Here is a 24,462-nt window from a genome sequence, read left to right as displayed (position 1 = left end):
AGAGCGTTAGCGCTTCGCCTCATTGCGCCATTGCGCAAACGTTCGAACGTCCAAACCCACCTCGGCCGCGTCGATGCGAGCCCAACCATAGTAAGCGTCGTGCCAGCCGGGAATTTCACGCGGCTGCAGCATGCGGAATTCGACGCCCGCGCGGTAGGCCAGATGCGGCCAGAAAAGCGGCATCACCTCGCGCACCGCGATCTGTCTCAGCAGTTCCGCCGGGCCGTTTTCGTCCGCCACGATCTCGCCCTGCAAGATCCAGTCGTGCTCGGCCCACGCGACGAACACGCTCGGGTTGCCCGCGCGGTCGAACATCAGAATGGCATTTTGCTCGGGACGCCAATAGTACTCGACGATACCTTCGGCGGCGGCCAGTTCGTCGATCAGCTTGCGCGTTCTCGGATCGCAATACGTGGTGCCGTTTTCGCCCAACGCCAGCCAACCGCTTTCGGAACAATGCCGGGCTCGGGCGTCGTTCAGAAAATGGGTTAATCGGCTTGCCGACTCCGCGTCGGTCTTTCTCAGATATAAATCGACGATTCCGGCATTGAACGCGTTGACCGCGACGGTCTCGTCCGCGACGCCGGTGAGCAGCGCTTTCGCGCACCGCAAGTCGGATATCGAAGAGAGCAATTCGACACCGCTCACCCCCGGCATGTCGTAATCGACGACGACCGCCGCGACCTCCGCAAAGCGCGACTTACGCAGCAAGATGTCGCGCTCAGCCGAGGTTTCGACAAATCGCTCGACACCGGTTTCGCTCAAACACGCCGACGCCGGCGCAAACTCCAGTGAATTCGCGCGGGCATGTTGACGGATAAACGCGAGTGCCGCTTGCGGCCGCGTGAAAAACAGATTGGTGGAGATATCCGGAAAGAAACGGCGCAGCGCGTCGAGATAACTGTCGTTGTCGTCCACGAAAACGACAGTTGCCGGATACGAAACTGGTGGTCGAATAAAGTTGTTCATATTTTTCACGTGGCTCGTCACACCGCCGCTGACACGAACGGCAAAGGCGGCAACCATACGAAAAAGCTTCCTATACGTTTTTTCTAACTCTGATTACCAGGCTGGTCCCCGCCGATCCATATAGTACAGGCGTCCAGGCATTAACAGTGAAACACCGCACAAACTTTCCTTTACTTTTTTATTGGTATATGCAAACTGAATAATGTTAATCGCATTTCAACCCACCACACATTGATTCACTGCTTTGGGGCGAGCAATGCGCCAGCACAATGCTGCCAGTTCAGCAGCTTGAAACGCAGCGCCATTCTCTATGGCGCGATGCAATAAGCGTTCGCCTGAATGGCATGGATCGTGCAAATCAATCCATACGGCCGGAACTCGAAACGTTCCGGCTCCCTCCCCTCACCGACTCAAGAGCAGGCGTATGGCATCACAAAACCAGCGTGAAGATTTGCCGCTTTCCCGCGGCACGGACTACGAGCCATTGGCCGCCAGATTCAGGCCCATTTTCGAACGCATCGCGGCAGGCGCGCTCGAGCGCGAACGCACTCGCACGCTCCCGCACGAACAGATCGAGTGGTTGAAGGAAGCGGGCTTCGGCGCCATTCGCGTGCCGGCCGAATACGGCGGCGCCGGCGCATCGCTGCCGCAACTCGTGCACTTGCTGATCGAACTGGCGGAAGCCGATTCGAGTTTGCCGCAGGCGTTGCGCGGACACTTCGCCTTCGTCGAGGACCGCATCAACGCTGTGCCGGGCCCCGCGCGGGAAAAATGGTTCGAGCGTTTCGTGAATGGTGAAATCGTCGGCAATGCGTGGACCGAAGTCGGCGCGGTCAAACTGGGCGAAGTCATCACGCGTGTGTCGCGGCGCGGCAACCAGTGGGTCGTGAACGGCACGAAGTACTACAGCACGGGCAGCATCTTTGCGGACTGGATCGACGTGTACGCGCAACGCGACGATAACGGCGCCGACGTCATCGCGGCGTTGAGCACCCGCCAGCCGGGCGTCAAACAGAGCGACGACTGGGACGGTTTCGGCCAACGCACCACGGGCAGCGGAACCTCGGTGTTCGAGAATGCCGTGGTCGACGAGGAAAACATCATCGACTTCTCGACGCGCTTCAAATACCAGACCGCGTTTTATCAGCTCGTGCTGATCGCCGTGATCGCGGGGACGGGCCGCGCCGCGTTACGCGACATCTCGCATGAAGTCCGCAAGCGCACCCGCGTTTACAGCCACGGCAACGCGCCGCGCGTGAGCGAGGACGCCCAGGTGCAGCAGGTGGTCGGGCAAATCGCGGCGCGCGTATATGCGGCCGAAGCCGCCGCCGTGCGCGCGGCCGAGCCGTCGCAACGCGCATACGAAACGCGCTTCGGCGCGGATCGCGAAGCCGAGAAGTCGGCGAACGTCGCCGCCGAAATCGAATCGGCCAAGGCGCAAGTCGCGGTGGCCGCGCTGATTCTGCAAGCCACCACCGACCTCTTCAACGCACTCGGCGCATCCGGCGTCAGCGAGAACAAACTGTTGGACCGCCACTGGCGCAACGCTCGCACCGCCGCATCGCATAACCCGCTCATCTACAAGGAACGGATCGTCGGCGATTGGGAAATCAACGGCACCGAGCCGCCTTTCATCTGGCAGATCGGCAACGGCGTGTCGGCGGCATGATTCGGCGGCGCGGCGAGCATCATGCGTGGACCGGCTCGACGGCCGGTCCGCAGGCGGCGTCAAGCGAGATGTTCGCCGCTACGCCGCGACGAGGCCGCGCGAACTCGCGGCTACTTTTGCGCGGAAATCTGTCTCGCGCGAATCAGCCGCGCGCGCAATACGTTTCGGCTAATGCCCAGCAATCTCGCGGCCTGGATCTGGTTGCGATAGCAGAACTCGAACGCCACCCGCATCACGGTGTCTTCGATCTGTTCGAACAGCTTGCCTTCCGCGTTATCGAACAGATTGCGCAAGGCGCCCTCGAGCCCTTCGAGCGGCGTGCATGGCGCCGGCTCATTGCCCGCTCGCCGCGCGCTCTGAACGCCGAACGACGACATCTGCAAATCGCCCTCCCTCAACGAATCGCTGCTGCACACGAGCAAAGCGTAGTGAATGACGTTTTCCAGTTCGCGGATGTTGCCGGGCCAACTGTGCGCCAGCAGCTTTCGCTCCGCGCACGGCTCGATGCCGACAGCGCCATAACCCAGCCGGTTTCTGTACTCTTCAATGAAGTATCTGGCGAGCGGCAAGATATCGCCCGGCCGGTCGCGCAGCGTGGGCACGGCCAGATGCACCACGTTCAGGCGATAAAACAGATCCTCGCGGAAATGACCCGCCGCCACCGCGTCCTGCAAATGCACGTTGGTGGCCGCCAGCACGCGCACGTCGATAGGAATGCTCCGGCGCGAGCCCAGCCGCACGATTTCGCGTTCCTGCAACACGCGCAACAGCTTGACCTGCATCGAAAGCGGCAGGTCGCCTATCTCGTCGAGAAAGAGCGTGCCGCCATTGGCCGCCTCGAACCAGCCGGGCTTCGCGCAAAACGCGCCGGTGAACGCGCCTTTCTCGTGACCGAACAACTCGCTCTCCACCAGCGACTCGGAAAACGCACCGCAATTGACGGCCACGAAAGGCCGGTCCCTGCGCGCGCTGAGGTTATGCACGTGACGCGCGACCAGTTCCTTGCCGGTGCCGGTCTCGCCGATCACGAGGACATTGGCGTCGCTCGGCGCCACCATGCGAATACGTTCGAGCAACGCCAGCGAGCGCGGGTCCGAGAAAACTTGCGCGGTGGCGCGGATGGAAGTGGTCAGCGTGCGCGTGTCGGGCATCGTCAATAAAGGCGGCGACTCCGCTCGTGTAATGGCTGAGCGTTCCGCCAACACGTGATTGAATGAAGAATTCATGAGTAGAAGCTCGGTGTCGGACAGCCTATTCTGAACACCCGGCGCGACTTCCTATGCATTTTGTTGTGGGAACCAAAGTCGAATTGCTTCTTTGGCAGCAGCATCGTCATGAATGCCGCTTCCGCATCGACACACGCTTCGCTCGACGCCGTTCACGCGGTTTTGTCGGCATTCTGAAAGTCCGCGTTGCGCTCGCCGAAACCCGGCACTGCTTCTCCAGCAGCAGCGCCGAGGCCATCTTGCTTCGTCAGCTTCATACGCACGCCTGCAATCGTTCCATGCCGCCGCGATATACGCGCGGGAAAACGCCGCAAACGGCTATGCCATTTGACTCGCCGCGCCATCGGGCCGAAACGCGCGACCGCCCCAAAGTACAGCTCGCGCCGGCAGCGGCGAATGGCACGCTATTCGCTCAATAAGCCGAACTCCCTATTTGATTCGCTTCCCATTGAAAGGATCGTTCGCATGAGCAACAGATTGAACGTGGTCGCGGTTTCCGGCGGATTGCAACGGCCATCGCGCACGCTGGCCGTGGTCGAGGGCCTGCTCGCGGCGCTCGGCGACGCGCTGCCGATCGACACGCACCTCGTCGAACTCGGCCAGATCGCGCCGCGACTCGCCGGCGCCGTGCTGCGCGCGCAGCTTCCCGCCGACGTCGAAGCGCAGATCAAGGCGATCGAATCGGCCGATCTGATCATCGCCGCGAGCCCTGTCTATCGCGCTTCGTATACCGGGCTCTTCAAGCATCTGTTCGATCTCGTGCATCACGAGGCGCTGTTCGACGTGCCCGTCCTTCTCGCGGCAACCGGCGGCAGCGAGCGTCACGCGCTGGTGATCGATCATCAACTGCGGCCGCTCTTCAGCTTCTTTCAGGCTCGCACGCTGCCGATCGGCGTCTATGCGTCGGATGCGGATTTCGACGGCCATGCCATCGCAAGCGCCGCGCTGAAAGAGCGCATCGCGCTCGCCGTGACACGCGCGCTGCCGTGGCTGCATGCGGGACGCCTTCCGGCCTCTTCCTCGCGAGCGGCAACGCTGGCTGCCTAACCTCCTTCATTCAATCACCAGGAACATCATGAGCCACACCCATTCTCACGACGACGCCCTCAAGTTCGCCTACTGGGTGCCCAACGTCAGCGGCGGCCTGGTCGTCAGCACGATCGAGCAACGCACCGACTGGAGTCTCGAATACAACCAGAAGCTCGCGCAAACCGCCGAGCAGGCGGGTTTCGAGTACGCGCTGAGCCAGATTCGCTTTACCGCCGGCTACGGCGCGGAGCATCAGCACGAATCGGTTTCCTTCAGCCAGGCGCTGTTGCACGCGACCACCCAACTCAAGGTGCTGGCCGCGATCCTGCCCGGACCCTGGCATCCCGCGGTCGTCGCCAAGCAACTGGCGACCATCGACCACATTTCGAACGGGCGCATTGCAATCAACGTCGTGAGCGGCTGGTTCAAAGGCGAGTTCACCGCGATCGGCGAGCCGTGGCTCGAACACGACGAACGGTATCGGCGCTCGAACGAATTCATTCAGGCGCTCAAGGGCATCTGGACGCAGGACCACTTCACCTTCAAGGGCGACTTCTACCGCTTCAACGATTACACGCTGAGTCCGAAGCCGGTGCAAAAGCCGCATCCCGAGATCTTCCAGGGCGGCAGTTCGCGCGCCGCCCGCGACAACGCCGCGAGCGTGTCCGACTGGTACTTCACCAACGGCAATACGCCGGAGAACCTGAAGGCGCAAATCGACGACATTCAGGCGAAGGCGGCGAAAAACAATCACAAGGTGCGCATCGGCGTGAACGCCTTCGTGATCGCGCGCGATACCGAGGAAGAAGCCAAAGCGGTGCTCGACGACATCATCAGGCATGCGCACGTCGAAGCCGTGCATGCGTTCGGCGATGCCGCCAGGCAGGCGGGCGCGGCTTCGCCGGAAGGCGAAGGCAATTGGGCCAAATCGAGCTTCGAAGACCTCGTGCAGTACAACGACGGCTTTCGCACCAATCTCATCGGTACGCCGCAGCAGATCGCCGAGCGCATCGTCGAATTGAAATCGATTGGCGTGGATCTGGTGCTGACCGGATTTCTCCATTTCATCGAAGAGGTGGAGTACTTCGGCAAACGCGTTCTGCCGCTGGTGCGCGAACTCGAACGCAAGCAACAGGCCAAGGCCGCGTGATCATGACGGGCGCGCAACCCTCGACGCTGCCGGACTGGCTGCGCCATCAGGCGCGGCATCGGCCGCATGCTCTTGCGTTGCGGCACAAGCGGCTGGGCGCGTGGCACGCGCTGTCGTGGCGAGAGGTCGCCGCGGCGGTCGAGCAACTCGCGGCGGGCCTCGCGCAGCGAGGCTTTGCGGCGGGCGACGCGCTACTGCTCGTGAGCCAGCCGCGCGAGCAGGCATTGCTGCTGTCGCTCGCGGCGCAGTGGAGCGGCGGCGTGGCGATACCGCTCGACCCGCAACTCGGCGACGCCGCGTTGCGCGCCGCGCTCACGCATCTCGCCCCGCGTTTCGTGCTTGCCGAGGACGACCGTCAGGTCGACCGTCTGCTGGCGCAGGAACAGGCGTTGCAAGTGATCGACGCGAACCCGCGCCATCTCACGCCGCATCCGCATCCCGCCGTGATCGACTATCGCGCGCTGGCGCTCGCGAGTCGTGAAGGCTTCGCACCGGCCGCGCTGCCGCACGGCGATGCGTTCGCCTTCGTGCGGCTGAATGACGACGGGCACCTCGTCGAACAGCGCTTCACTCACGCGACGCTGGTGCGCGAAGCGCGGCATCTGGTCGACACCGAGAAGCTGCACGCGAACGACGAAGCCTTCGCCGCGCGCGCGTTTGCCGCCGCTTCGCAGGAGCGCTATCTGATCGCGCCGTGGGTGCTGAGCGGCTTCCGCCTGAACTTTCCCGAGTCGCTCGCCACGCGCGATAACGACCGCCGCGAACTCGCACCGACGCTCGTCGCCGGCACGCGCGACACCTACGCCCGCGTGGCGCAACTCGTGGACGACCGCTTGCCCGGCGAGCGCTCATGGCGCCGCCGCCTGATCGATCGCGCTCTACGCGGGCAGCGTGGTCCGTTCGGCCCGCTCATCCGCACGCTGACGTGGTGGCTCATCACGCGGCCGTTGCGCGACGTCATCGGTTTTTCACGCACGCATGCGGCGCTCGTCATCGGCCCGCCGCTCGACGCTAAAACCGCTGCGCTGTTCGATGCGCTACGCGTACCGGTCCGCGCGTGGCCGGATCACAGCGACTGGCAACGCGTCGAACAACGCGCACAGCCGGAAACGCCGCAACGCCATGCGGCGGACCGCGCGTCCGAACAACCGGCCTACTGACGCATGACCCAACCTTAAATGACTCGATCCACTCACGCGCTGCTCTCGCTCGACCATATTTCGCTGTCGTTCAAAGGCGTCAAAGCCATCACCGACATCAGCTTCAACGTGCAAGCCGGGGAAATCTGCGCGCTGATCGGTCCGAACGGCGCGGGCAAAAGCTCGCTGCTCAACGTGATCAACGGCGTGTATCGGCCGCAGCACGGCAGCGTGCGTTTCGACGGCAACGCTTATCGGCGCATGAATCCGTACCACGCGGCGCACAGCGGCATTGCGCGCACGTTTCAGAACATTGCGCTGTTTCGCCGGATGAGCGTGCTCGACAACGTGCTGACCGGCCGCAATCTGCATCGGCGCAGCACGTGGCTCGAACAGACGTTGTGCGTCGGCCGCGCGCGCGGCGATGAAACGGCACAGCGCCGCTATGCGGAAGTCGTCATCGAAGCACTCGATTTGCAGCGCTTCCGGCACACCGCCGTCGGCACCTTGCCCTATGGCGTGCAAAAGCGCGTCGAACTGGCCCGCGCGCTCGCCGCCGAGCCGCGCCTGCTGCTGCTCGACGAACCGATGGCCGGCATGAACGCCGACGAAAAGCGCGCGATGGCCGGCTACGTGCTCGACGCCAACAGGCAATTCGGCGTGACGGTCGTGCTGATCGAGCACGACATCGGCGTGGTGATGGACCTGTCGGATTACGTGGTCGTACTCGATTACGGCAAGAAGATCGCCGATGGCGCGCCCGCCGACGTGCGCGGCAACCCGGACGTGCTGGCCGCCTATCTCGGCACCCGTCATTGAGAGACTCGACAACATGGAATTTTTTCTCGAAGTGCTCGTCGGCGGCTTGCTGGCGGGCGTGATGTATTCGATGGTCGCGATCGGCTTCGTGCTGATCTACAAAGCGTCCGGCGTGTTCAATTTCGCGCAGGGCTCGATGGTGCTGTTCGGCGCACTGACCTATGTGAGCCTCGTCGAACGGCAGGTGAATCCGGTGCTCGCCTTCGGCGTGACGCTCGCGGCGCTCGTGTTGATCGCGGTGCTGATCGGCCGCCTCGTGTTGCGGCCTCTGGTGAACCGGCCGCCCATCGTGCTGTTCATGGCGACGCTCGGCCTGAGCTTCATTCTCGAAGGCGCCGCGCAACTCTTCTGGGGCGCGCAGGTGCACGGCCTCGCGCTCGGCATCGACGACAAGCCGTTGAATCTCGCCGGCGTCATGATCAGCCAGTTCGACATCTTCGCGGCGGCAACCGCCGGTGCGCTGGTGCTGGCGCTGTCGCTGCTGACCCGGCGAACGCGGCTCGGCTTGTCGTTGCGCGCCGTCGCCGACGACCCGCTCGCCGCGCTGGCGGTCGGCGTGCGGCTGCCGCGCGTCTGGGCCATCGTGTGGGCGCTCGCCGGCTTCGTCAGCCTCGTGGCGGGGCTCCTGTGGGGCGCGCGGCTCGGCGTGCAGTTCTCGCTGTCGCTGGTGGTGCTGAAAGCGCTGCCGGTGTTGATCATCGGCGGCTTTTCGTCGATCGGCGGGGCGATCGTCGGCGGGCTGCTGATCGGCGCGTCGGAGAAGCTCGCCGAAGTCTACGTCGGCACGCTGCTCGGCGGCGGCATCGAAAACTGGTTTCCCTATCTGCTCGCGATGCTGTTCCTGCTCGCGCGCCCTGCCGGTTTGTTCGGCGAACCCGCCGTGGAACGGGTGTGAACGTGAGTGCGAGTGCGAGGCCAACCATGTCGTCTCTTCAATCCAACGCGAGCGTATCGCGCAAACCGGGCGCACAGCCGCGCCGCTCGTCCCTACTCAGGCTGTCGGGCGGCGCGCTACTCGCGCTGATCGCATTAGCCGCGCTGATCGCGTTCGTCGCCGTGCCGCGCCTGAGCAACGACTACTGGCTCAGCGCGATCCTGATTCCCTTCCTCGTGCTGTCGCTGGCGGGTCTGGGGCTGAACCTCGTCACCGGTTACGCGGGACAACTCTCGCTCGGCTCGGCGGCGTTCATGTCGGTCGGCGCCTACGCCACCTATAACCTGCTGGTGCGAGCGCCGGCGCTGCCGCTCGCCGTCGACCTGCTGCTCGGCGGACTCATCACCGCCGCGGTGGGCGCGCTGTTCGGCCTGCCGAGCCTGCGCATCAAGGGCTTCTATCTGATCGTCTCGACGCTGGCCGCGCAATTCCTCGTCGAGTGGATTTTTACGCGGGTGAGCTGGTTTTCGAACAACGACGGTTCGGGCGTGCTGAGCGCGCCCGCGCTCTCCGCGTTCGGCCTGAAAATCGCCACGCCCGCGGCGCGCTATCTGCTCGTGCTGAGCGTCGTGGCGATTGTCTTCGTCATGGCGTTCAGTCTCGTGCGCAGCGAACTCGGCCGGCGCTGGATGGCCGTGCGCGACATGGACACCGCCGCGCGCGTGATCGGCATTCCGGTGGGCCGCACCAAGCTGCTCGCGTTCGCGCTCAGTTCGTTCGTGCTCGGCATCGCCGGCGCGCTGTGGGCATTCGCCTATCTCGGCACGGTGGAGCCGCACGGCTTCGATCTGAATCTGTCGTTTCAGGTGTTGTTCATCATCATCATCGGCGGCATGGGCAGCATCGGCGGGAATTTCCTGGGGGCCGCGTTCATCGTGCTGCTGCCGATACTGCTCTCGCATGCGGCGGGCGCGCTCGCCAGCGTCGGCATCGAGGCCGGCCAGTTGCAGAACCTGCAGAAGATCCTCTTCGGCACGCTCATCATCGTCTTTCTCATCAAGGAACCGGACGGCCTCGCGCGACTGGTCCAGACCGCGTGGAACCGGCTGCGCGACTGGCCGTTGCGCGCGTGAAGCCGGCTGCATTGCCTCGCTCGTCGCTCTTCATTTCATTGCCTCATTTCACTGCTTTATTAATCAAGGTCTAACCCCGTATGAATTTCATCGACTCCTTCAAAAGGCGCGGAACGTCAGCGCGCCTGTCAGCGCGCCTCGCCGCCGCGAGCCTGCTGCTTGCGCTCGGCGCCACGCCCTTTTCCAACGCGCAAGCCGCGGGCGAGGAATACTTCCCGTTGCAAAGCTATCGCGTCGGTCCTTATGCGGCTGGCGGCAGCGGCTTTTTCGGCGGCTTCATCGACTATATGAACCTCGTCAACAAGCGCGACGGCGGCGTGAACGGCGTCAAGCTGACGTGGAGCGAATGCGAAACCGAGTACGTGGTCGAAAAGGGCGTGGAGTGCTATGAGCGGCTGAAGAGCGGCCTGAACGGCGCGCCGGCGGCGGCGACCAATCCGCTCTCGGTCGGCATCGCCTACGCCACGCTCGATCGTTCGACCGTGGACAAGATTCCGCTCGTCACGATCAACCACGGCCGCACGGATTCGACGGACGGCGCGGTATTCCCCTATGTGTTTCCGCTGCAACTCAATCCGTATAGCGAAGTCTCCGCGATCGTCAATTACATCGGCCAGCAATCCGGCGGACTGACTCAGCTCAAGGGCAAGAAGATCGTCGTGCTCTACCACGGCTCGCCTTATGGCCGCGAGACGATTCCGGTGCTGGATACGCTCGCGAAAAAATACGGCTTCGAACTCACGCAGATCGAAGTGCCGCATCCGGGTAACGAGCAAGGCTCGCAGTGGCTCACCATCCATCGGATCAAGCCCGACTGGGTGATTCTGCGCGGCTGGGGCGTGATGAATCCGGTCGCGTTGAAGTCCGCGCAAAAGGTGGGCTTCCCGGCCGATCACATCATCGGCAACATCTGGAGCAACTCGGAAGAGGACGCGCGTCCGGCGGGCGACGCCGCCAAGGGCTTCATCTCGATCACCACGCATCCGTCGGGCACCGGCTTCCCGGTGATTCAGGCCATCGACCAGTACGTGATCAAGCCGGGCAACGGCAATCTGAAGGACCCGGCGCGCTTCGGCACGGTGTACTACAACCTGGGCGTCGTCAACGGCATTCTGAATGTCGAGGCGTTGCGCGTGGCGCAGGCGAAATTCGGCAATAAGCCGCTCACAGGCGAACAGGTGCGCTGGGGCTTCGAGCATCTGAATCTCGACGACGCGCGCCTGAAGCAGCTCGGCGCGTATGGTCTGGTTCAGCCGCTGAAGCTGTCGTGCGCCGATCACGAAGGCGGCGGCGCCGTGCGCTTTCAGCAATGGGACGGCCAGCAATGGAAGGTGATCAGCGGCTGGGTGCAGGCCGACCGCGCGCTGCTGCGTCCGATCATCGAGAAGTCGGCGAATGCCTACGCGAAGGAGAAAGGCATTACGCCGCGCGATTGCGGCAAGGATATCTGAGCATGAGCGCCGCCCCGATCCTCGAAGTCGACGACATCGCGGTGACGTACAGCCAGTTGATACCGGCATTGCGCGGCGTGTCGCTGAGCGTGCCGTCCGGCGCGATCGTCGCCTTGCTGGGCGGCAACGGCGCGGGCAAGACGACCACGCTGAAGGCGGTCTCCAGTCTGCTGCGCGCGGAGCGCGGCGAGCTCACGTCGGGGCGCATCGCGTATCGCGGCGAAGCGATCACCCACGCCGATCCGTGGACGCTCGCCGAACGCGGGCTCGTCCAGGTGCTGGAGGGGCGGCGTTGTTTCGCGCATTTGTCGGTGGAAGACAACCTGCGGCTGGGCGCGTTCGTGCGGCGGCCCAAACGCGCTGAACTCGAAACGGAGCTCGAACGCATCTACGGCATCTTTCCGCGGCTCAGGGAGCGCCGCGCGACGCTGGCGGGCTACGCGTCGGGCGGCGAACAGCAGATGGTCGCGATCGGCCGCGCGTTGATGGCGCGGCCTTCGCTGGTGCTGCTCGACGAACCGTCGATGGGGCTCGCGCCGCAAGTGGTCGAGGAAATCTTCGAGACGGTGGCGGCGCTCAATCGCGACGACGGTGTGAGTTTTCTGCTGGCCGAGCAGAACGCCGCGATCGCGCTGAGCTATGCGCAATCCGGTTACGTGCTCGAAGGCGGCCGGGTGGTTGCGCATGGGAAGGCGCAAGCGCTGCTGGAGCTCGATGTCCTGCGCGATGCTTATCTGGGCGGCGGCACACAACGCACGCGCGAGGGAACAGGCGGGGCAGCGCGACGGTACATGCGCGCATAGCCCGAACGCCGACGGGAGCGAACGAGCGCGGACGGGAGCCAACGCGCGCGGCGATTATCATTGACAGCGCTTCAGACCTGCTGCCACGCTGACGGTCGGAACTCCGAGCGTCGGCGTGAGGTTTGACGCAACGAGTCCACACTTCCCGAGGACCCTGTCGATGCAAACCCGCCCGCGCCCGCGCGTTCTTCAGCACATTCCACGCAGTGTCTGGGTGCTGGGCTTCGTCAGCCTGTTGATGGACGTGTCGTCGGAGATCGTCCATAGCCTGTTGCCGATGTTCCTCATGGCGAGCCTCGGCGCGAGCGCGACGACGATCGGCCTGATCGAAGGCGTCGCCGAAGCCACCGCTCCCGCGGTCAAGGTGTTTTCCGGCACGCTCAGCGATTACCTCGGCAATCGCAAATGGCTCGCCGTCGCCGGCTACGGTCTCGGCGCGCTCAGCAAGCCACTGTTCGCGATCGCGCCCAGCATCGGCATCGTCGTGACGGCGCGCGTTCTGGACCGGGTCGGCAAGGGCATTCGCGGCGCGCCGCGCGACGCGCTGGTGGCCGACGTCACGCCGCCCCATCTGCGAGGCGCCGCGTTCGGACTGCGCCAATCGCTCGACACGGTCGGCGCGTTTCTCGGACCGCTGCTGGCGGTCATCATCATGCTCGCGTGGGCGGATAACTTCCGGCTTGCGTTCTGGCTCGCCGTGATTCCCGGTTTGCTCGCGGTCGCGCTGCTGGCCTTCGGCGTCGAGGAACCGGCGCGCGAGCCGGGTGCGAAGCGGGTCAATCCGATTCGCTGGGAAAGCGTGAAGCAGCTCGGCGGCGGCTACTGGTGGGTGGTCGTGGTGGGCGGGGTCTTCGCGCTGGCGCGCTTCAGCGAAGCGTTCCTGGTCTTGCGCGCGATGGGCAGCGGCGTGCCGGTTGCGCTGGTTCCTCTCGTGATGGTGGCGATGAACATCGTGTACGCGCTGTCCGCGTATCCGTTCGGCAAGCTCGCGGATACGACGAGCCACACGCGCCTGTTGATCGCCGGCCTCGTCGCCTTGATCGCCGCCGACGTGGTGCTCGCGCATGGCGCGCACTGGAGCATGGTGCTAGTGGGCGTCGCGCTGTGGGGTTTGCACATGGGGATGACGCAGGGCTTGCTCGCCACCATGGTCGCGCAAACCGCGCCCGCGCACTTGCGCGGCACGGCCTTCGGTTTCTTCAATCTGTTCAGCGGCATGGTGACGCTCGCGTCCAGCGTGATCGCGGGCGCCTTGTGGGATCGCGTGGGCGCCACGGCGACTTTTTACGCGGGAGCGGGCTTTTGCGTCTTGACGATCACGTTGCTGGTGTTCGGACGGTCGTCGGCCACGCAATCACGGGCGAACCGCTAGCGCGATTTTCCGCGCGCACTCTTGCCGGCGCTCGCCGCGCGCGGCGCGTCCTTTCCCGCCGCCGCGCCGCCGGTCATCTGCTCCATCCACGACAATGCGTCGACATAGGACAGGAACTGCTTGAGATATCCCGGCGAGAGTTCACGCATCAGCGAAAGCGACCGATGCACGAGACTGCTCGAATTGAGCGGCCCCGCATTCCCCGGCACCTGTTCGAGCGATTGCCGCAACTGCTTTTCGGTGCGAGCCCTGGAGGCAAGCTCGCGGAAGTAGTCGAGCATCTCCAGTTCCGGGTATGAGGCGGAGCGCGACGCGGCGGGGCCCGAGGCATGCACCGCCGAATGCATGCCGCCGATGTACGCGATCAACCCGGCAAGCGATTCATGAGGGGACGCACCCGGCGATGCCGCGCCGCGCGCCTCATCAACCGCCGATGCGGCCCGCCGCTCCAGATCGTCCGCATAGTCCGCAAGCAGTGTCGACAGCCGGTCGTCGAGGATACGGCGCGCCTCGCCGCCGTGGCCGGCTGCGCGCCGTTCCAGCGCCTCGATGAAATGAAAGCGGACCGGGTTCACGCGATCGGCGCCGCGCTCGCGCCAGGCGTCGAGCGTCGCGCGGACCGCGCCTGCGTCGCGACTATCGCGGCCACTATCGCGGCCAATGTCGCCGCCGCTACTCACGGGACTTCACCGTCGCGCTCGACGGCCTCGGCACAGGCGCTATTTCCACGCGCCGGTTCCTGGCCCGGCCGTCCTCGTCGGCATTCGAACTCACGGGCTGCCCGGAGCCGAACGCGGCCGCGAACACCGACGCCGAAGGCACGCCCTCGTCGATCAACGCACGCGTCACCGTCAACGCGCGCTGCGCGGACAACTCCCAGTTGTCGGCGAAGCGGCGATTGCCGTCGCGCACCTGGCGGTCGTCGGTGAAGCCGCTCACCATCAGGATTTCGTCGCGGGTCTTGAGCCAGGCGGAGAGCGGCGCGGCCAGGCTCTTCAACACGTCCCGGCCCTCGGGCTGCAACTGATCGGAGTTCAGCTTGAACAGCACGCTGCCGTTGATGCCGATGCGCCCGTTGACCAGCGTCACCCGCCCCGCCGCCAGCGGTCCGGCCAACGCCTGCTCCAGCGTCATGCGGCGCTGCGTTTCCACCTGACGCTGCTTGACCTCCTGCTCCAGCTTGCTCGAAAGCTCCATCTCCACGCCGATCACGCCGACCAGAATCAGCACGAACGCGCCGAGCAGCACCGACATCAAGTCGCCGAAAACAGGCCAGATCGGCGCCGTCTGCTCCACGCCGCCGTCGATTTCCTCGTTCATGCCGCCTCGGCTCCGGCTGAAGCCCGCTGACCGGCAAGCTGCTGCAACTCCTCGACGATCTGCTTCTGCGAGATCATGCTCAGGTCGATCACTTCGCGCGCCTGCGCGACGTAATAGGCAAGCTGTTCGTCACTGCGGGCGAGCGATTTGTCGAGCGCGGTTTCGATCCGCTGCAAGTGGTCCACCAGCTTGTCGTTCGATGCGCCGAAGGTCTGCACGGCCATGCCGAACGCTTCGCCCAGGCTCGCGACCTCGACGGCGCCGCCGGTGACCTGCGCGGCGACGGCACCGAGTTTGCCGGTCTCGAGCTCGACCTTCTCGGTGAACTGCGTGCCGACACGCTGCAGAAGATCCGCCGACGTGGCGACCAGTGCATCGACGGCGGTGCGCTGTTCCGTGGACGCATGGTTCACGGCATCGAGCAAGGTTTCCAGCGTTTCCAGCAGACGGCTGCGTTCCTGCAGCATCGCGGTGTCGCGGACCATGCTGTCGGAGAGCTTCTGGCGCAGTTCGGCGACGACTTCCGCCGCGGCCTTGGGCGCTTCCGACGCGGCCTGCACGAGCCGCGCAATCTCGGCGATCGTTTCGCTCGCGTGCGCCTGGGTCTGGGCGGATATGTCGCGCGCGGTGCGCTCCAGCACGTCGCAGATTTCCTGTTGGCGGCTGGCGGCGTGCGTGCTGGTTTTTTCCCACTCCGCGCGCAAGGTCGCGGCCATCGAACCGAGCGATTCGGTCCATGCCGCGAGCCGCTGCTGGTCGCGCGACGCCAGTTCCGCCTGCAGGTTCGCCGCGGCCTTCGGAGCTTCCGCAGCCGCTTGCACGAGGCGGTCGATCTCGGCGATCGTGCTGCTCGCGTACGCCTGCGTCTGGGCCGATATGTCGCGCGCGGTCTGAGCCAGCGTATCGCACATGTCCTGTTGCCGGCTGGCGCTGCGCGCGCCGGCCTGCTCCCATTCCTTGCTCAACGTGGCGGCGATCGAACCGAGCGATTCGGTCCACGCCGCGAGCCGCTGCTCGTCACGCGACGCCAAGGCGCTCTGCAAGTCCGCATGCGACTCGCCGACCGTGCGCAGCAGCGCAGCCGAATGCTGCTCGAAAGTCGCCGCCGCCGCCGCGAGAGCCTGCTGGTTCTGAGCCGCGAGCTTTTCGCCGGCGCTTTCCTGCCGCGACAGCGCCGCGTTCCACGCTTGCGACACGTCGCCCGCGGTCGCTTCCAGCCGCGCGGAAACGCCATCCAGCAGGCCGGCCGAGCGTTGCTCGAAGGTCTCGGTAAAGCGGTCCAGCGACGCGCGCAGATGCCCGGCCAACGCTTCGCTCGACCGCTGGTGTTCCGCCAACGCCTTGTTCCAGATGTCGGCGACGGTCGTGGTCGTCGCTTCGAAACCGCTCGACAGTCCGTTCAACTGCCGCTCCACGGCATGCGTGACGGTGTCGTGCAACGCCGCCGTCTCGCGCGCGAGGCCCGCCATCGTGGCCTCCATCACGGGCTGCAACGCCGCGCTCGCGGCGCGGGCGCTGTCGGCGACGCTCGCCTTCAACGATTGCTCCACCGACGAGGCGAGCCGCAGGTATGCGGCCTCGGTCTTGCCGTGAAAGGCGTCCTGGCTGGCGATCTGCCGTTCGTTCAATGCCAGGCTCTGCTGCTCGATGGCCGCCATCATCGTTTGCAGACGGTCGACCAGCGTGGGCATCACGTCCGCCTGGCGTTGCAGGAGCTTGAAGGCCTCTTCGCGCTGATGGCTTCGCGAGTAGCTACGCAAGGTCGTGGCGATCTCGATGTCGAGCAGTTGCGCCGCGTGCAGCCGCTCGCGCCGGCACAACGTGGACAGCAGCCCGAGCATCGCGGAGGTGGCCACGCCCGCGATCGACGTGCCGAATGCGAAGCCGAGGCCCTTCACCGGCGCGGCCAGCGAAGCACGAATCGCCTGTAGGTCGGTCGCGCTTTCCAGCGCCATGCCGGTGCCCTTCAGCGTCGCCACCATGCCGAGCAGCGTGCCGAGCATGCCGAGCAGCACGAGCAAGCCGACGAGGTACGGCGTCAACGCCGGCCCCGGCAGCGCCACGCGCTCGCCTTCGACGCGCAGGCGCACCGCATTGCGCAAGCTCGGATGCAGGGCGTCGAGCCACGCGCCTAGACTCGACGGCGGCGCGGACAGATCCGCGACGGCACGCGTCAGGCTGGACGTGGCCTGGCTATAGCGTCGCAGTTCGAACGCGCCCGCGAGGTAACAGGCGCCGATCAACAGCGTGACGGCCAGCGCCAGCGGGTTCGAAACGACATAGCCGCCAGCGATCCAGCACACGGCGGCGAGGCCGGCCAAAAACACAACGAGGTCGATACGATATCTGGACATAGTGTCCCAGTTAGCTGGCGCGAAGGGCGGCGAGCAACCCTTCGACCGGTTGAAAACGAACATCCAGTTCGGCAAGCAGGACGCTCTGCATGTCCTTGCGGAATACGTCGAGCCATGCGCCGGGGATGTGTGCCGATGTGAGCGCCGGGGCGTTGGCGTTGGCGTTGGCTTCGGCCAGCGCCGCTTGCTCCGCCACGCGCAAGCGCTCGAAATGCCCGGCGAGCAATCCGGGCACCGCGCCGAGCACACCCCGCTCGCGCTCGGCGAGCGCACGCTCCATGACCGCATCCACCAACGCGAGCCGCGCCATCGCGGGCGTGCGCGCGGCCAGCATGCCCCGCAGACGGCCGCGCAAAGTGCCGATGCCGGTCTCCATCGTCTGCTGCAGCGAGAGATAGCGTTGACGGAACACCGCGTAGTCGACTGCCGTATCCGTGGCGGCACTAGGCGCGGACGCCGGCGCGGGTGCGCGCCGCTTCGCCGTGGCGAGAACGCTGTCGCCCGCGATGGCCTTCGCCAACGAACTGCGCACGCGAGCGCATTCTTCCTCGTCGGCGCTGCCGAAAGCGCGCGCGCCAGAGGCCACCGCGGGCGGATTGCCGTTCAGCGCCGAGGACAGCGCAATCGCGTCGGTCCAGCCGAGCCATTGGCTGAGCCGGTCTGAAAGCGATTGCCTGGATTCGGGAACGTCGGCATCCGTCAGGCGAGCCAGCAGGCGGATGAGCGCCGGGCCGCTGAAAACTGTGCGCGGGAGGATTTGCAACATACCACCGGAAGCGAAAAAGTCAGCAGTTTACACGCTGACGGCCTCGCGAGCCTCTCGTGTCGCCGTGTGACGCCGATGCAGCCTTATCCGCTCGACGCTCGGCGTGATGCGCTTTCAGGCGCACGCGTGACGAAGACAATGGGCCGCGTCGGCTCGCCGCTGCAACGTCACGTTACAAACCAGCGTTGACGTTCGCGGCGGGCAAATGGTTATCATGGGCGCATTGAATTTGCCTGAACGACCCGTTGGTTAATATGAGGAATACCGGAAAAGTATTGGTGGTTGCGTTGGTGCTTGCAGAGGTCGCGTTCGGCGCTTACTTCCTGACACACAACGAAGACCAGTCGGCGCCGCCCGCCGACGCCACCGCCACCACGGCAACGGCCGGCTCCCGACTGGACGGCACGCATATCACCGCGGGAAGCGTGGCCGGCACGGCGCAGCCCGCGTCAGGCGTGGACACTGCGGCCCGCACGGTGCAGCCCGCGCCAGCCACGAACAACGCCGCACGCACGATGCAGCCAGCGCCGTCCAAGGACATCGCGGCCCGCGCCCCGACGCAGTCGCAGTCGCAGTCGCAGTCGCAGTCGCAGTCGCAGGTCGGTAGCATCGCGCCTGAAACCGATTTGTCAGCAAAGCGCCCCGTGCAAGCGCCGCAGCCCAAGACACAGCCGCGTCAGGAACTCGCGCGAGCGCCGGCACCGGCGCCGGTCGAGGCTTCGGCCTCCGTCGCCGCGAAGCCGGGCAGCGTGCCGCCCAGCGCACGCGCGCGTGACAACACGAGCCGGCAGAACCCAGGATCGAACGCGGTGGCGTCCTCATTCACGGATCAGCTCGTCAAGGAGTCGGCGAAACTCGATCCTTCATTGCCGCCGCCGTCGCCGTCGGCGCCGCCTCTCGTCCGTGACGATCGGTCCCGCCGCGGTCCGAATCCGGTTGCGGCCGCGTTGACGGATCAACTCGTCCGGGAATCGTCCAAACTCGATCCGGCATTGCCGCCGCCGAATCAGCCCGGCACGAAGTGAGCGCGTGAATGGCAGGACATGTCGCGCGTTAGCCCGCCCACTGCGCCAACTGCCTCACGCTTTCCTTCAACTCGCGCTCCAGCTCGGCAAACAGTTCCGCTGCGGGCAACGACTTGGCGAGCGCCGCAGCCTGCCCCGCCCACTGCGCACCGTAGCCGAATTCGCCCTTGGCCTTGGCTGCCGCATGCAGCGCCTTTCCCGCGTCGTATGCGATCGGATACGCGGGCGGCCTCGGTGAACGTGGGTCGTCGCCGAGTTCCGTGAACCGGTTCACCATGCCGCGCGCGAGACGCCCGGAAATGGCCGTGGTGAACATGGTGTGGCGAGCCGGCTCGCCGAGCAGGGCGCGGCGGTAGCCTTCGTCGATCGAGGTTTCGGGGCACGCGACAAACGCGGTGCCGAGTTGCGCGGCCTGCGCGCCCAGCGCGAGCGCGGCGGCGATGCCCGCGCCGTCCATGATGCCGCCCGCGGCGATCACCGGCAGATCGAATTCCCTGACCAGCAGCCGCGTCAATGCAAACGTGCCCAGCCGGTCGTCGGGCGCATCCTGATCGAACACACCGCGATGTCCGCCCGCCTCGATACCTTGCGCGACGATCGCGTCGACGCCCGCGGCTGCAACCTGCGCGGCTTCTTGCGGATTCGTCGCCGAGGCGAGCAGCTTGATCCCAGCCTGCTTCAGCGCCGCGATGACTTCAGCCGATGGCAAACCGAAATGGAAGCTGACCACCGCGGGCTTTTCGTCGAGAAAAACCTGGAGCATGGCGGCGTCCACCAGGAAGCTCGTGTAGATCTCCGATAACGACGACGGCGGCGTGGCTCCGTACTGCTCGAAGTGCGGCGCGAGCCAGTTCAACCATTGCCGCTCCACGCTCGCATCGGCCATGGCCGGCTGGTGACAGAACACGTTGATGTTGAAGGGCTTCGCCGTCAGCGCGCGCGTCTCGCGGATCACCTTGCGCGCGCCCTCGGCGTTCATGGCGCCGACGCCGAGCGACCCGAGGCCGCCCGCATTCGACACGGCCGCCGCGAGCGCGGGCGTGCTCACGCCGGCCATCGGCGCCTGAATGATCGGCTTGTCGATGCCCAGTATGCGCAGCAGCGACCGGTTGTCAGTGTGAATCGTCATGTCTCGTCCTCTTCGAAATGAGCTTGTCGTCAATACCGGCACCGTGAGCCGCGATGCGCCGCGTTCGATAACCGGTGATGCGCTACGCTTGCAGCCGCTCCATCAGGAAATCGACGAAGCAGCGTACACGCGACGTGAGATGCCGCGCGTGCGGATAAAGCAGAATGAACGGCCGCGAAGCCCCGCCGTAGGGGATGAGCAGTTCCTTCAGCGTGCCGTCCGCAAGGTCCTTCTCGACCACGAACCGATAGGTCTGAAACAGGCCCGCGCCGTGACGCGCCAACGTCACGCCCGCGAGCACGTCGCCCGACGATCCATAGTTTCCGCGCGTGACCATCTCGACGCTCTCGCCGTCGCGAATGAACTGCCACGGCAGGTTGCGGCCGCTGCTCGGCAACTCGTATTGAATGCAATCGTGATTGAGCAGATCGTCCAGCACTTTCAGCTTGCCCGCGGTGCGCAGATAGCCGGGCGATGCCACCACCACCAGTTCCGCATCCTCGATCTTGCGCGCGATCAGCCCCGAATCCTGCGGCGCGCGTCCGCGGATGGCGAGGTCGAAGCCTTCGTCCGCGAAGTCGATGTTGCGGTTGCTGAGGTGCGTTTCGACCGTGACTTGCGGATAGCGCGCGCGAAACTCAGCCAGCAACGGCAGAACCCGGTAATGGCCGTAGGGCGTCGGCATGCTGATGCGCAGCACGCCTGCAGGGGTGGCCTGTTGCCCGGTCGCTTCCCGCTCCGCATCCGCGAGTTGCCGAAGCGCCTCGCGGCATTGCTCGAAGTAGCGCCTGCCGAGATCGGTGAGGCGAATCTGCCGGGTCGTGCGGACGAACAGCCGCGCGCCGAGGCGCTTTTCGAGCCGTGCCACCGAGCGGCTCACCGCCGCCGGCGTGACGCTCGCGGCGGCGGCCGCGCTCGTGAAGCTGCCCAGTTCCGCCGCAAGGCAGAACAGTTCGATGCTGCCGAGAAGAAGGTCGTCAAACTGACGCTGCATGGTCTCTTAAGGACGTGGGTGCGGTATCGGTCTCGCGCGAAGTGCGAAGCAGGACCTGGCTGCGAGCTCTGCGGAGTACCGCATGATACGACGCGCTTCCGGTTACGTTCCAGCGTGCCGGCTCTGCCCGTCCACACCTGCCGCGCCCCCTCATCCGCCGCGTGTCCCGCCCCGCCTCATTTGTTCCCGTCCGTCACAAGTGTTTGTCCGCGCCGGGTATTCGAACTTCACGCGAATGCGCCTAGATTGGGCACCTATCGGAGCCGCTGGCCCGATCGGCAGGAAAGCCGATTCAACATTTTCGGAGATGGATCATGAGCAACTCACAAAAAGTCGTCGTCGTTACCGGTGCGTCGCAAGGCATTGGCGCGGAGGTCGTCAAGGCATTCCGCGAGCGCGGCCACCGCGTGGTCGCCACCGCGCGCAGCATCAAACCGTCGGACGATTCCAACATCGTCACCGTGGCCGGCGACATCGCCGACCCCGACACCGCTCGCCGCGTGATCCGCGAAGGCGTGGCGCGCTTCGGCCGCATCGACACGCTGGTCAACAACGCCGGCATATTCGTCGCGAAGCCCTTCACGTCCTATACCGCCGAGGACTACGCCGCGGTGACAGGCGTGAACCTCGCCGGCTTCTTCCACATCACGCAGTTGGCCATCGCCGAAATGGAGAAGCAGTCGAGCGGGCATATCGTCACGATCACGACGGCGCTCGCCGATCACGCGATCGACGGCGTGCCGTCGGTACTCGCCTCGCTGACCAAGGGCGGACTGAACGCGGCGACGAAATCGCTCGCGATCGAATACGCGAAACGCGGCATTCGCGCCAACGCCGTGGCCCCCGGCATCATCAAATCGCCGATGCACGCGCCCGAGACGCACGCGGCGTTGGGCGCGCTGCATCCTGTCGGCCACATGGGCGAGATGAGCGATATCGTGAACGCCATCGTGTATCTGGATTCCGCGCCGTTCGTCACGGGCGAAATCCTGCATGTGGATGGCGGTCAAAGCGCCGGCCATTGAGCTTGCATGCAGCGCGATTGATTCGACCGGGCGCCGCCAGCCGGCGTCCCATTCCGAGCCACGAACCAGGAGAACACCATGCCGATCGTCACGATTCAGGTGACCCGCGAGGGCACGAAACCGGGCGCCGATTCCGTCACGGCGAATGAAAAGGCGCAACTCATCGAGGGAGTGAGCCAGCTACTGCTCGACGTGTTGAACAAGCCGCTGGAGGCGACGTTCGTCGTCATCGAAGAGGTGGAGAAGGAGAACTGGGGATGGGGCGGGCTGCCGGTCGACGAATATCGAAAGCAGCGCGGCTTGAAGTAGAAAGGTTGACCGGCGCCGCGGAGAGAACCCGCGGCGCCGGCCGGGCAACACCAAACAAGGCAAGACAATCAGGCAGTGACCGCCACTCTACGCGGCGACAAAACCGACACGGCGAAACTCACGACCACATTCGCCGCCAGCGCGATCAAGCCGATATAGACCGGATAGACCGCGTCGCCGAGATGCAATGCGAACACCGGCTTGAGTCCTTGCGAGATCGCGAGGCCGCTGCCGAGCACGATGCCGACGAGCCAGCCCATGAACAGGCCCGGCGTATTCAAGCGCCGCGTGTACAACGAGAACACGATCGCCGGGAAAATCTGCAGGATCCACACGCCGCCGAGCAATTGCAGATCGATCGCATACTGCGTCGGCAGGAAGACGATGAACAGCAGCGCGCCGAACTTCACGACCAGCGACACGATCTTCGCGTTGGCCGCTTCGGCTTGGGGCGTGATATTCGGCGAGACCAGCGGACGCCACAAATTGCGCGTGAACAGATTCGCCGCGCCGATCGACATGATCGCCGCCGGCACCAGCGCGCTGATCGCGATGGCCGCGGCCGCGAAGCCGACGAACCACGACGGGAACAGCGTATTGAACAACGCCGGCACCATGTCCGAAGCCGATTTCACATGCACGCCGGCCGCGATCGCCATGTAGCCGAGCAGCGCGATCAGACCGAGCAGCAACGTATAGGCCGGCAGGAAAATCGCATTCTTGCGCACCGTATTCGCCGACGAGGACGACAACACCGCCGTCATCGTATGCGGATACATGAACGCGGCCAGCGCCGAGCCCAACGCCAGCGACGCATAAGCGGTGAATTGCGCCGGCTTCAGAATGATGCCGGTCGCGCCGCCCTTGGCCTTGAAGTACGTATCGGCCGCGTCGAACACGTGCGCGTAGCCGCCGAGCTTCGCCGGAATCAGCCACACCGCGGCGATCACCACGATATAGATCATGATGTCCTTCACGAACGCGATCATCGCCGGCGCCCGCAGGCCGCTCGCATACGTGTAGAGCGCGAGAATCACGAAGGCCACGATCAACGGCATTTCGCCGCTCACGCCGAGCCCCTTGATCACGACCTGCATGCCCACCAGTTGCAGCGCGATATACGGCATCGTCGCGACAATGCCGGTGATCGCCACCGCCGCCGGGAACCACTTGCCGCCGTATTCGCCCTGCACGTAGTCGGCGGCCGTGATGTGGTTTTTCGCATGCGCGATCTTCCACAGCTTCGGCATCACCGCGAACACGAACGGATAGACGATGATCGTGTACGGCAACGCGAAGAAGCCGTATGCGCCCACCGAATACACCAGCGCGGGCACCGCGATCACGGTGTAGGCGGTATAGAAGTCGCCGCCCACGAGGAACCACGAGATCACCGTGCCGAACTGGCGGCCACCCAGGCCCCACTCGTGCAATTGCGTCAGGTCGCCCCGCTTCCAGCGCGCGGCGAAAAAGCCGATCACGGTGACGAGAACGAAGAACGCGATAAAGACGGTCATCGCAACCGGATTCACAGGATTCAGATCGCTCATTTGGCACCTCGATACACGACGTAAATCAGCAGCGAGGTCAACGGCACCCACAGGAACTGATACCAGTAGAAGAACGGGAAGCCCGCGAACGAGGGACGCGTGTCGTTATAGAACGGCAGCCACAACAGCGCGACGTACGGAAGCAGAAGGATGAGCCATAGCCATGAGCGGCCGGCGGGTCTGGATGTCTCCACAACATCTCCTGATGTCTATTATTGAAAGCGCGCGCCATGACTCGTGGCCGGGCGCGCGGAACACGCGGCGGCTTCGCCGCAAGGCGCGGGACGCCGTGGGGATGTAGTATTCGCCTTCGTGAGCGTCGTCACAAGCGCGCAACTACGTAAGCCCGCTACGTG

Annotated in this window: 23 protein-coding genes; 13 read left to right on the top strand and 10 right to left on the bottom strand. The window is 65.0% G+C overall.

Translation table 11 applies throughout. The features are described from left to right. Positions 1-6: 6 nt before the first annotated feature. On the bottom strand, positions 7-969 hold the full coding sequence (locus ACTJLC_RS21510) for a response regulator (RefSeq protein ID WP_073430223.1): 963 nt from the start codon (positions 967-969) through the stop codon (positions 7-9). A 424-nt stretch (positions 970-1,393) separates the two neighbouring features. Between ACTJLC_RS21510 and ACTJLC_RS21505 the strand changes: the two genes are divergently transcribed. After that, positions 1,394-2,638 carry an acyl-CoA dehydrogenase family protein gene (locus ACTJLC_RS21505; RefSeq protein ID WP_073430188.1) on the top strand — a complete coding sequence of 415 codons (1,245 nt, stop codon included), beginning with the start codon at positions 1,394-1,396 and terminating at the stop codon, positions 2,636-2,638. 110 nt (positions 2,639-2,748) lie between these two features. On the opposite strand, the gene ACTJLC_RS21500 is transcribed toward ACTJLC_RS21505, so the two are convergent. Then, a complete protein-coding gene (locus ACTJLC_RS21500) occupies positions 2,749-3,864 on the bottom strand; it encodes a sigma-54 interaction domain-containing protein (protein ID WP_073430189.1) in 1,116 nt (371 codons plus the stop codon). Positions 3,865-4,329: 465 nt separating this feature from the next. On the opposite strand from ACTJLC_RS21500, the gene msuE reads away from it, so the two are divergent. The 9 genes from msuE (at position 4,330) to ACTJLC_RS21455 (ending at position 13,634) form a co-directional block, all read left to right on the top strand. Beyond that, complete coding sequence (msuE, locus tag ACTJLC_RS21495) at positions 4,330-4,911, top strand: FMN reductase (RefSeq protein WP_073430191.1); 582 nt, start codon at positions 4,330-4,332, stop codon at positions 4,909-4,911. Positions 4,912-4,939: 28 nt separating this feature from the next. After that, a complete protein-coding gene (gene sfnG / locus ACTJLC_RS21490; RefSeq protein WP_073430192.1) occupies positions 4,940-6,043 on the top strand; it encodes a dimethylsulfone monooxygenase SfnG in 1,104 nt (367 codons plus the stop codon). A gap of 2 nt (positions 6,044-6,045) precedes the next feature. Continuing rightward, complete coding sequence (locus ACTJLC_RS21485) at positions 6,046-7,203, top strand: AMP-binding protein (protein ID WP_310129446.1); 1,158 nt, start codon at positions 6,046-6,048, stop codon at positions 7,201-7,203. An 18-nt stretch (positions 7,204-7,221) separates the two neighbouring features. After that, positions 7,222-8,001, top strand: coding sequence for an ABC transporter ATP-binding protein (locus ACTJLC_RS21480; protein WP_154872090.1), 780 nt, complete (start codon positions 7,222-7,224; stop codon positions 7,999-8,001). A 13-nt stretch (positions 8,002-8,014) separates the two neighbouring features. Continuing rightward, positions 8,015-8,896 (top strand): branched-chain amino acid ABC transporter permease, encoded by an 882-nt coding sequence (locus ACTJLC_RS21475; RefSeq protein ID WP_073430195.1) that lies wholly within the window; start codon positions 8,015-8,017, stop codon positions 8,894-8,896. Between the two features lie 26 nt (positions 8,897-8,922). Beyond that, positions 8,923-10,008, top strand: a complete 1,086-nt coding sequence (locus tag ACTJLC_RS21470; protein WP_310129448.1) for a branched-chain amino acid ABC transporter permease — start codon at positions 8,923-8,925, stop codon at positions 10,006-10,008. An 80-nt stretch (positions 10,009-10,088) separates the two neighbouring features. Further along, positions 10,089-11,459, top strand: coding sequence for an ABC transporter substrate-binding protein (locus tag ACTJLC_RS21465; protein WP_083082518.1), 1,371 nt, complete (start codon positions 10,089-10,091; stop codon positions 11,457-11,459). 2 nt (positions 11,460-11,461) lie between these two features. Further along, a complete protein-coding gene (locus ACTJLC_RS21460; RefSeq protein WP_310129452.1) occupies positions 11,462-12,262 on the top strand; it encodes an ABC transporter ATP-binding protein in 801 nt (266 codons plus the stop codon). A gap of 160 nt (positions 12,263-12,422) precedes the next feature. Continuing rightward, positions 12,423-13,634 (top strand): MFS transporter, encoded by a 1,212-nt coding sequence (locus ACTJLC_RS21455; RefSeq protein ID WP_073430198.1) that lies wholly within the window; start codon positions 12,423-12,425, stop codon positions 13,632-13,634. Here the strand turns inward: ACTJLC_RS21455 and ACTJLC_RS21450 are convergent. The 4 genes from ACTJLC_RS21450 to ACTJLC_RS21435 are packed head-to-tail and all read right to left on the bottom strand — an operon-like array spanning position 13,631 to position 18,074. Next, positions 13,631-14,296: a DUF2894 domain-containing protein gene (locus tag ACTJLC_RS21450; RefSeq protein WP_310129867.1), complete on the bottom strand. Its 666-nt coding sequence runs from the start codon at positions 14,294-14,296 to the stop codon at positions 13,631-13,633. The two genes, ACTJLC_RS21455 and ACTJLC_RS21450, sit on opposite strands and share 4 nt — an antisense overlap. 10 nt (positions 14,297-14,306) lie before the next feature. After that, positions 14,307-14,954, bottom strand: a complete 648-nt coding sequence (locus ACTJLC_RS21445) for an OmpA family protein (protein ID WP_310125658.1) — start codon at positions 14,952-14,954, stop codon at positions 14,307-14,309. Continuing rightward, positions 14,951-17,308 (bottom strand): DUF802 domain-containing protein, encoded by a 2,358-nt coding sequence (locus ACTJLC_RS21440; protein ID WP_310129454.1) that lies wholly within the window; start codon positions 17,306-17,308, stop codon positions 14,951-14,953. The genes ACTJLC_RS21445 and ACTJLC_RS21440 overlap by 4 nt, the downstream gene beginning before the upstream one ends. A gap of 10 nt (positions 17,309-17,318) precedes the next feature. Next, positions 17,319-18,074, bottom strand: a complete 756-nt coding sequence (locus ACTJLC_RS21435; protein ID WP_073430202.1) for a DUF3348 domain-containing protein — start codon at positions 18,072-18,074, stop codon at positions 17,319-17,321. Between the two features lie 254 nt (positions 18,075-18,328). Between ACTJLC_RS21435 and ACTJLC_RS21430 the strand changes: the two genes are divergently transcribed. Further along, on the top strand, positions 18,329-19,099 hold the full coding sequence (locus ACTJLC_RS21430) for a hypothetical protein (RefSeq protein WP_440845056.1): 771 nt from the start codon (positions 18,329-18,331) through the stop codon (positions 19,097-19,099). 28 nt (positions 19,100-19,127) lie between these two features. Here the strand turns inward: ACTJLC_RS21430 and ACTJLC_RS21425 are convergent, their stop codons facing one another. Both ACTJLC_RS21425 and ACTJLC_RS21420 read right to left on the bottom strand, forming a co-directional pair. Continuing rightward, a complete protein-coding gene (locus ACTJLC_RS21425; protein ID WP_073430205.1) occupies positions 19,128-20,228 on the bottom strand; it encodes an NAD(P)H-dependent flavin oxidoreductase in 1,101 nt (366 codons plus the stop codon). A gap of 82 nt (positions 20,229-20,310) precedes the next feature. Beyond that, the gene (locus ACTJLC_RS21420) at positions 20,311-21,222 is read right to left on the bottom strand and encodes a LysR family transcriptional regulator (RefSeq protein ID WP_244745958.1); all 912 of its coding nucleotides are present in this window, start codon (positions 21,220-21,222) and stop codon (positions 20,311-20,313) included. Positions 21,223-21,536: 314 nt separating this feature from the next. Between ACTJLC_RS21420 and ACTJLC_RS21415 the strand changes: the two genes are divergently transcribed. Together ACTJLC_RS21415 and ACTJLC_RS21410 are read left to right on the top strand one after the other, a co-directional pair. Continuing rightward, on the top strand, positions 21,537-22,247 hold the full coding sequence (locus ACTJLC_RS21415) for an SDR family NAD(P)-dependent oxidoreductase (protein ID WP_073430207.1): 711 nt from the start codon (positions 21,537-21,539) through the stop codon (positions 22,245-22,247). A 78-nt stretch (positions 22,248-22,325) separates the two neighbouring features. Next, the gene (locus tag ACTJLC_RS21410) at positions 22,326-22,556 is read left to right on the top strand and encodes a tautomerase family protein (RefSeq protein ID WP_073430208.1); all 231 of its coding nucleotides are present in this window, start codon (positions 22,326-22,328) and stop codon (positions 22,554-22,556) included. A 68-nt stretch (positions 22,557-22,624) separates the two neighbouring features. Here the strand turns inward: ACTJLC_RS21410 and mctP are convergent, their stop codons facing one another. Next, the gene (mctP, locus tag ACTJLC_RS21405) at positions 22,625-24,106 is read right to left on the bottom strand and encodes a monocarboxylate uptake permease MctP (protein WP_073430209.1); all 1,482 of its coding nucleotides are present in this window, start codon (positions 24,104-24,106) and stop codon (positions 22,625-22,627) included. Continuing rightward, positions 24,103-24,300 carry a DUF3311 domain-containing protein gene (locus ACTJLC_RS21400; RefSeq protein ID WP_073430210.1) on the bottom strand — a complete coding sequence of 66 codons (198 nt, stop codon included), beginning with the start codon at positions 24,298-24,300 and terminating at the stop codon, positions 24,103-24,105. The genes mctP and ACTJLC_RS21400 overlap by 4 nt, the downstream gene beginning before the upstream one ends. Positions 24,301-24,462: the final 162 nt, after the last annotated feature.

It is taken from the genome of Paraburkholderia sp. 22099 (assembly GCF_052045835.1).
Taxonomy (GTDB): Bacteria; Pseudomonadota; Gammaproteobacteria; order Burkholderiales; family Burkholderiaceae; genus Paraburkholderia; species Paraburkholderia terricola.
Note: the sequence above shows the minus strand (reverse complement) of the source record. Positions and strands in the feature narration are given on the sequence as shown.

Excerpts from the sequence above, each read along its gene's own strand:
- ACTJLC_RS21510 (WP_073430223.1), bottom strand. The coding sequence starts at position 969 with ATGAACAACTTTATTCGACCACCAGTTTCGTATCCGGCAACTGTCGTT.
- ACTJLC_RS21505 (WP_073430188.1), top strand. The coding sequence starts at position 1,394 with ATGGCATCACAAAACCAGCGTGAAGATTTGCCGCTTTCCCGCGGCACG.
- ACTJLC_RS21500 (WP_073430189.1), bottom strand. The coding sequence starts at position 3,864 with ATGAATTCTTCATTCAATCACGTGTTGGCGGAACGCTCAGCCATTACA.
- msuE (WP_073430191.1), top strand. The coding sequence starts at position 4,330 with ATGAGCAACAGATTGAACGTGGTCGCGGTTTCCGGCGGATTGCAACGG.
- sfnG (WP_073430192.1), top strand. The coding sequence starts at position 4,940 with ATGAGCCACACCCATTCTCACGACGACGCCCTCAAGTTCGCCTACTGG.
- ACTJLC_RS21485 (WP_310129446.1), top strand. The coding sequence starts at position 6,046 with ATGACGGGCGCGCAACCCTCGACGCTGCCGGACTGGCTGCGCCATCAG.
- ACTJLC_RS21480 (WP_154872090.1), top strand. The coding sequence starts at position 7,222 with ATGACTCGATCCACTCACGCGCTGCTCTCGCTCGACCATATTTCGCTG.
- ACTJLC_RS21475 (WP_073430195.1), top strand. The coding sequence starts at position 8,015 with ATGGAATTTTTTCTCGAAGTGCTCGTCGGCGGCTTGCTGGCGGGCGTG.
- ACTJLC_RS21470 (WP_310129448.1), top strand. The coding sequence starts at position 8,923 with ATGTCGTCTCTTCAATCCAACGCGAGCGTATCGCGCAAACCGGGCGCA.
- ACTJLC_RS21465 (WP_083082518.1), top strand. The coding sequence starts at position 10,089 with ATGAATTTCATCGACTCCTTCAAAAGGCGCGGAACGTCAGCGCGCCTG.
- ACTJLC_RS21460 (WP_310129452.1), top strand. The coding sequence starts at position 11,462 with ATGAGCGCCGCCCCGATCCTCGAAGTCGACGACATCGCGGTGACGTAC.
- ACTJLC_RS21455 (WP_073430198.1), top strand. The coding sequence starts at position 12,423 with ATGCAAACCCGCCCGCGCCCGCGCGTTCTTCAGCACATTCCACGCAGT.
- ACTJLC_RS21445 (WP_310125658.1), bottom strand. The coding sequence starts at position 14,954 with ATGAACGAGGAAATCGACGGCGGCGTGGAGCAGACGGCGCCGATCTGG.
- ACTJLC_RS21440 (WP_310129454.1), bottom strand. The coding sequence starts at position 17,308 with ATGTCCAGATATCGTATCGACCTCGTTGTGTTTTTGGCCGGCCTCGCC.
- ACTJLC_RS21435 (WP_073430202.1), bottom strand. The coding sequence starts at position 18,074 with ATGTTGCAAATCCTCCCGCGCACAGTTTTCAGCGGCCCGGCGCTCATC.
- ACTJLC_RS21430 (WP_440845056.1), top strand. The coding sequence starts at position 18,329 with ATGAGGAATACCGGAAAAGTATTGGTGGTTGCGTTGGTGCTTGCAGAG.
- ACTJLC_RS21425 (WP_073430205.1), bottom strand. The coding sequence starts at position 20,228 with ATGACGATTCACACTGACAACCGGTCGCTGCTGCGCATACTGGGCATC.
- ACTJLC_RS21420 (WP_244745958.1), bottom strand. The coding sequence starts at position 21,222 with ATGCAGCGTCAGTTTGACGACCTTCTTCTCGGCAGCATCGAACTGTTC.
- ACTJLC_RS21415 (WP_073430207.1), top strand. The coding sequence starts at position 21,537 with ATGAGCAACTCACAAAAAGTCGTCGTCGTTACCGGTGCGTCGCAAGGC.
- ACTJLC_RS21410 (WP_073430208.1), top strand. The coding sequence starts at position 22,326 with ATGCCGATCGTCACGATTCAGGTGACCCGCGAGGGCACGAAACCGGGC.
- mctP (WP_073430209.1), bottom strand. The coding sequence starts at position 24,106 with ATGAGCGATCTGAATCCTGTGAATCCGGTTGCGATGACCGTCTTTATC.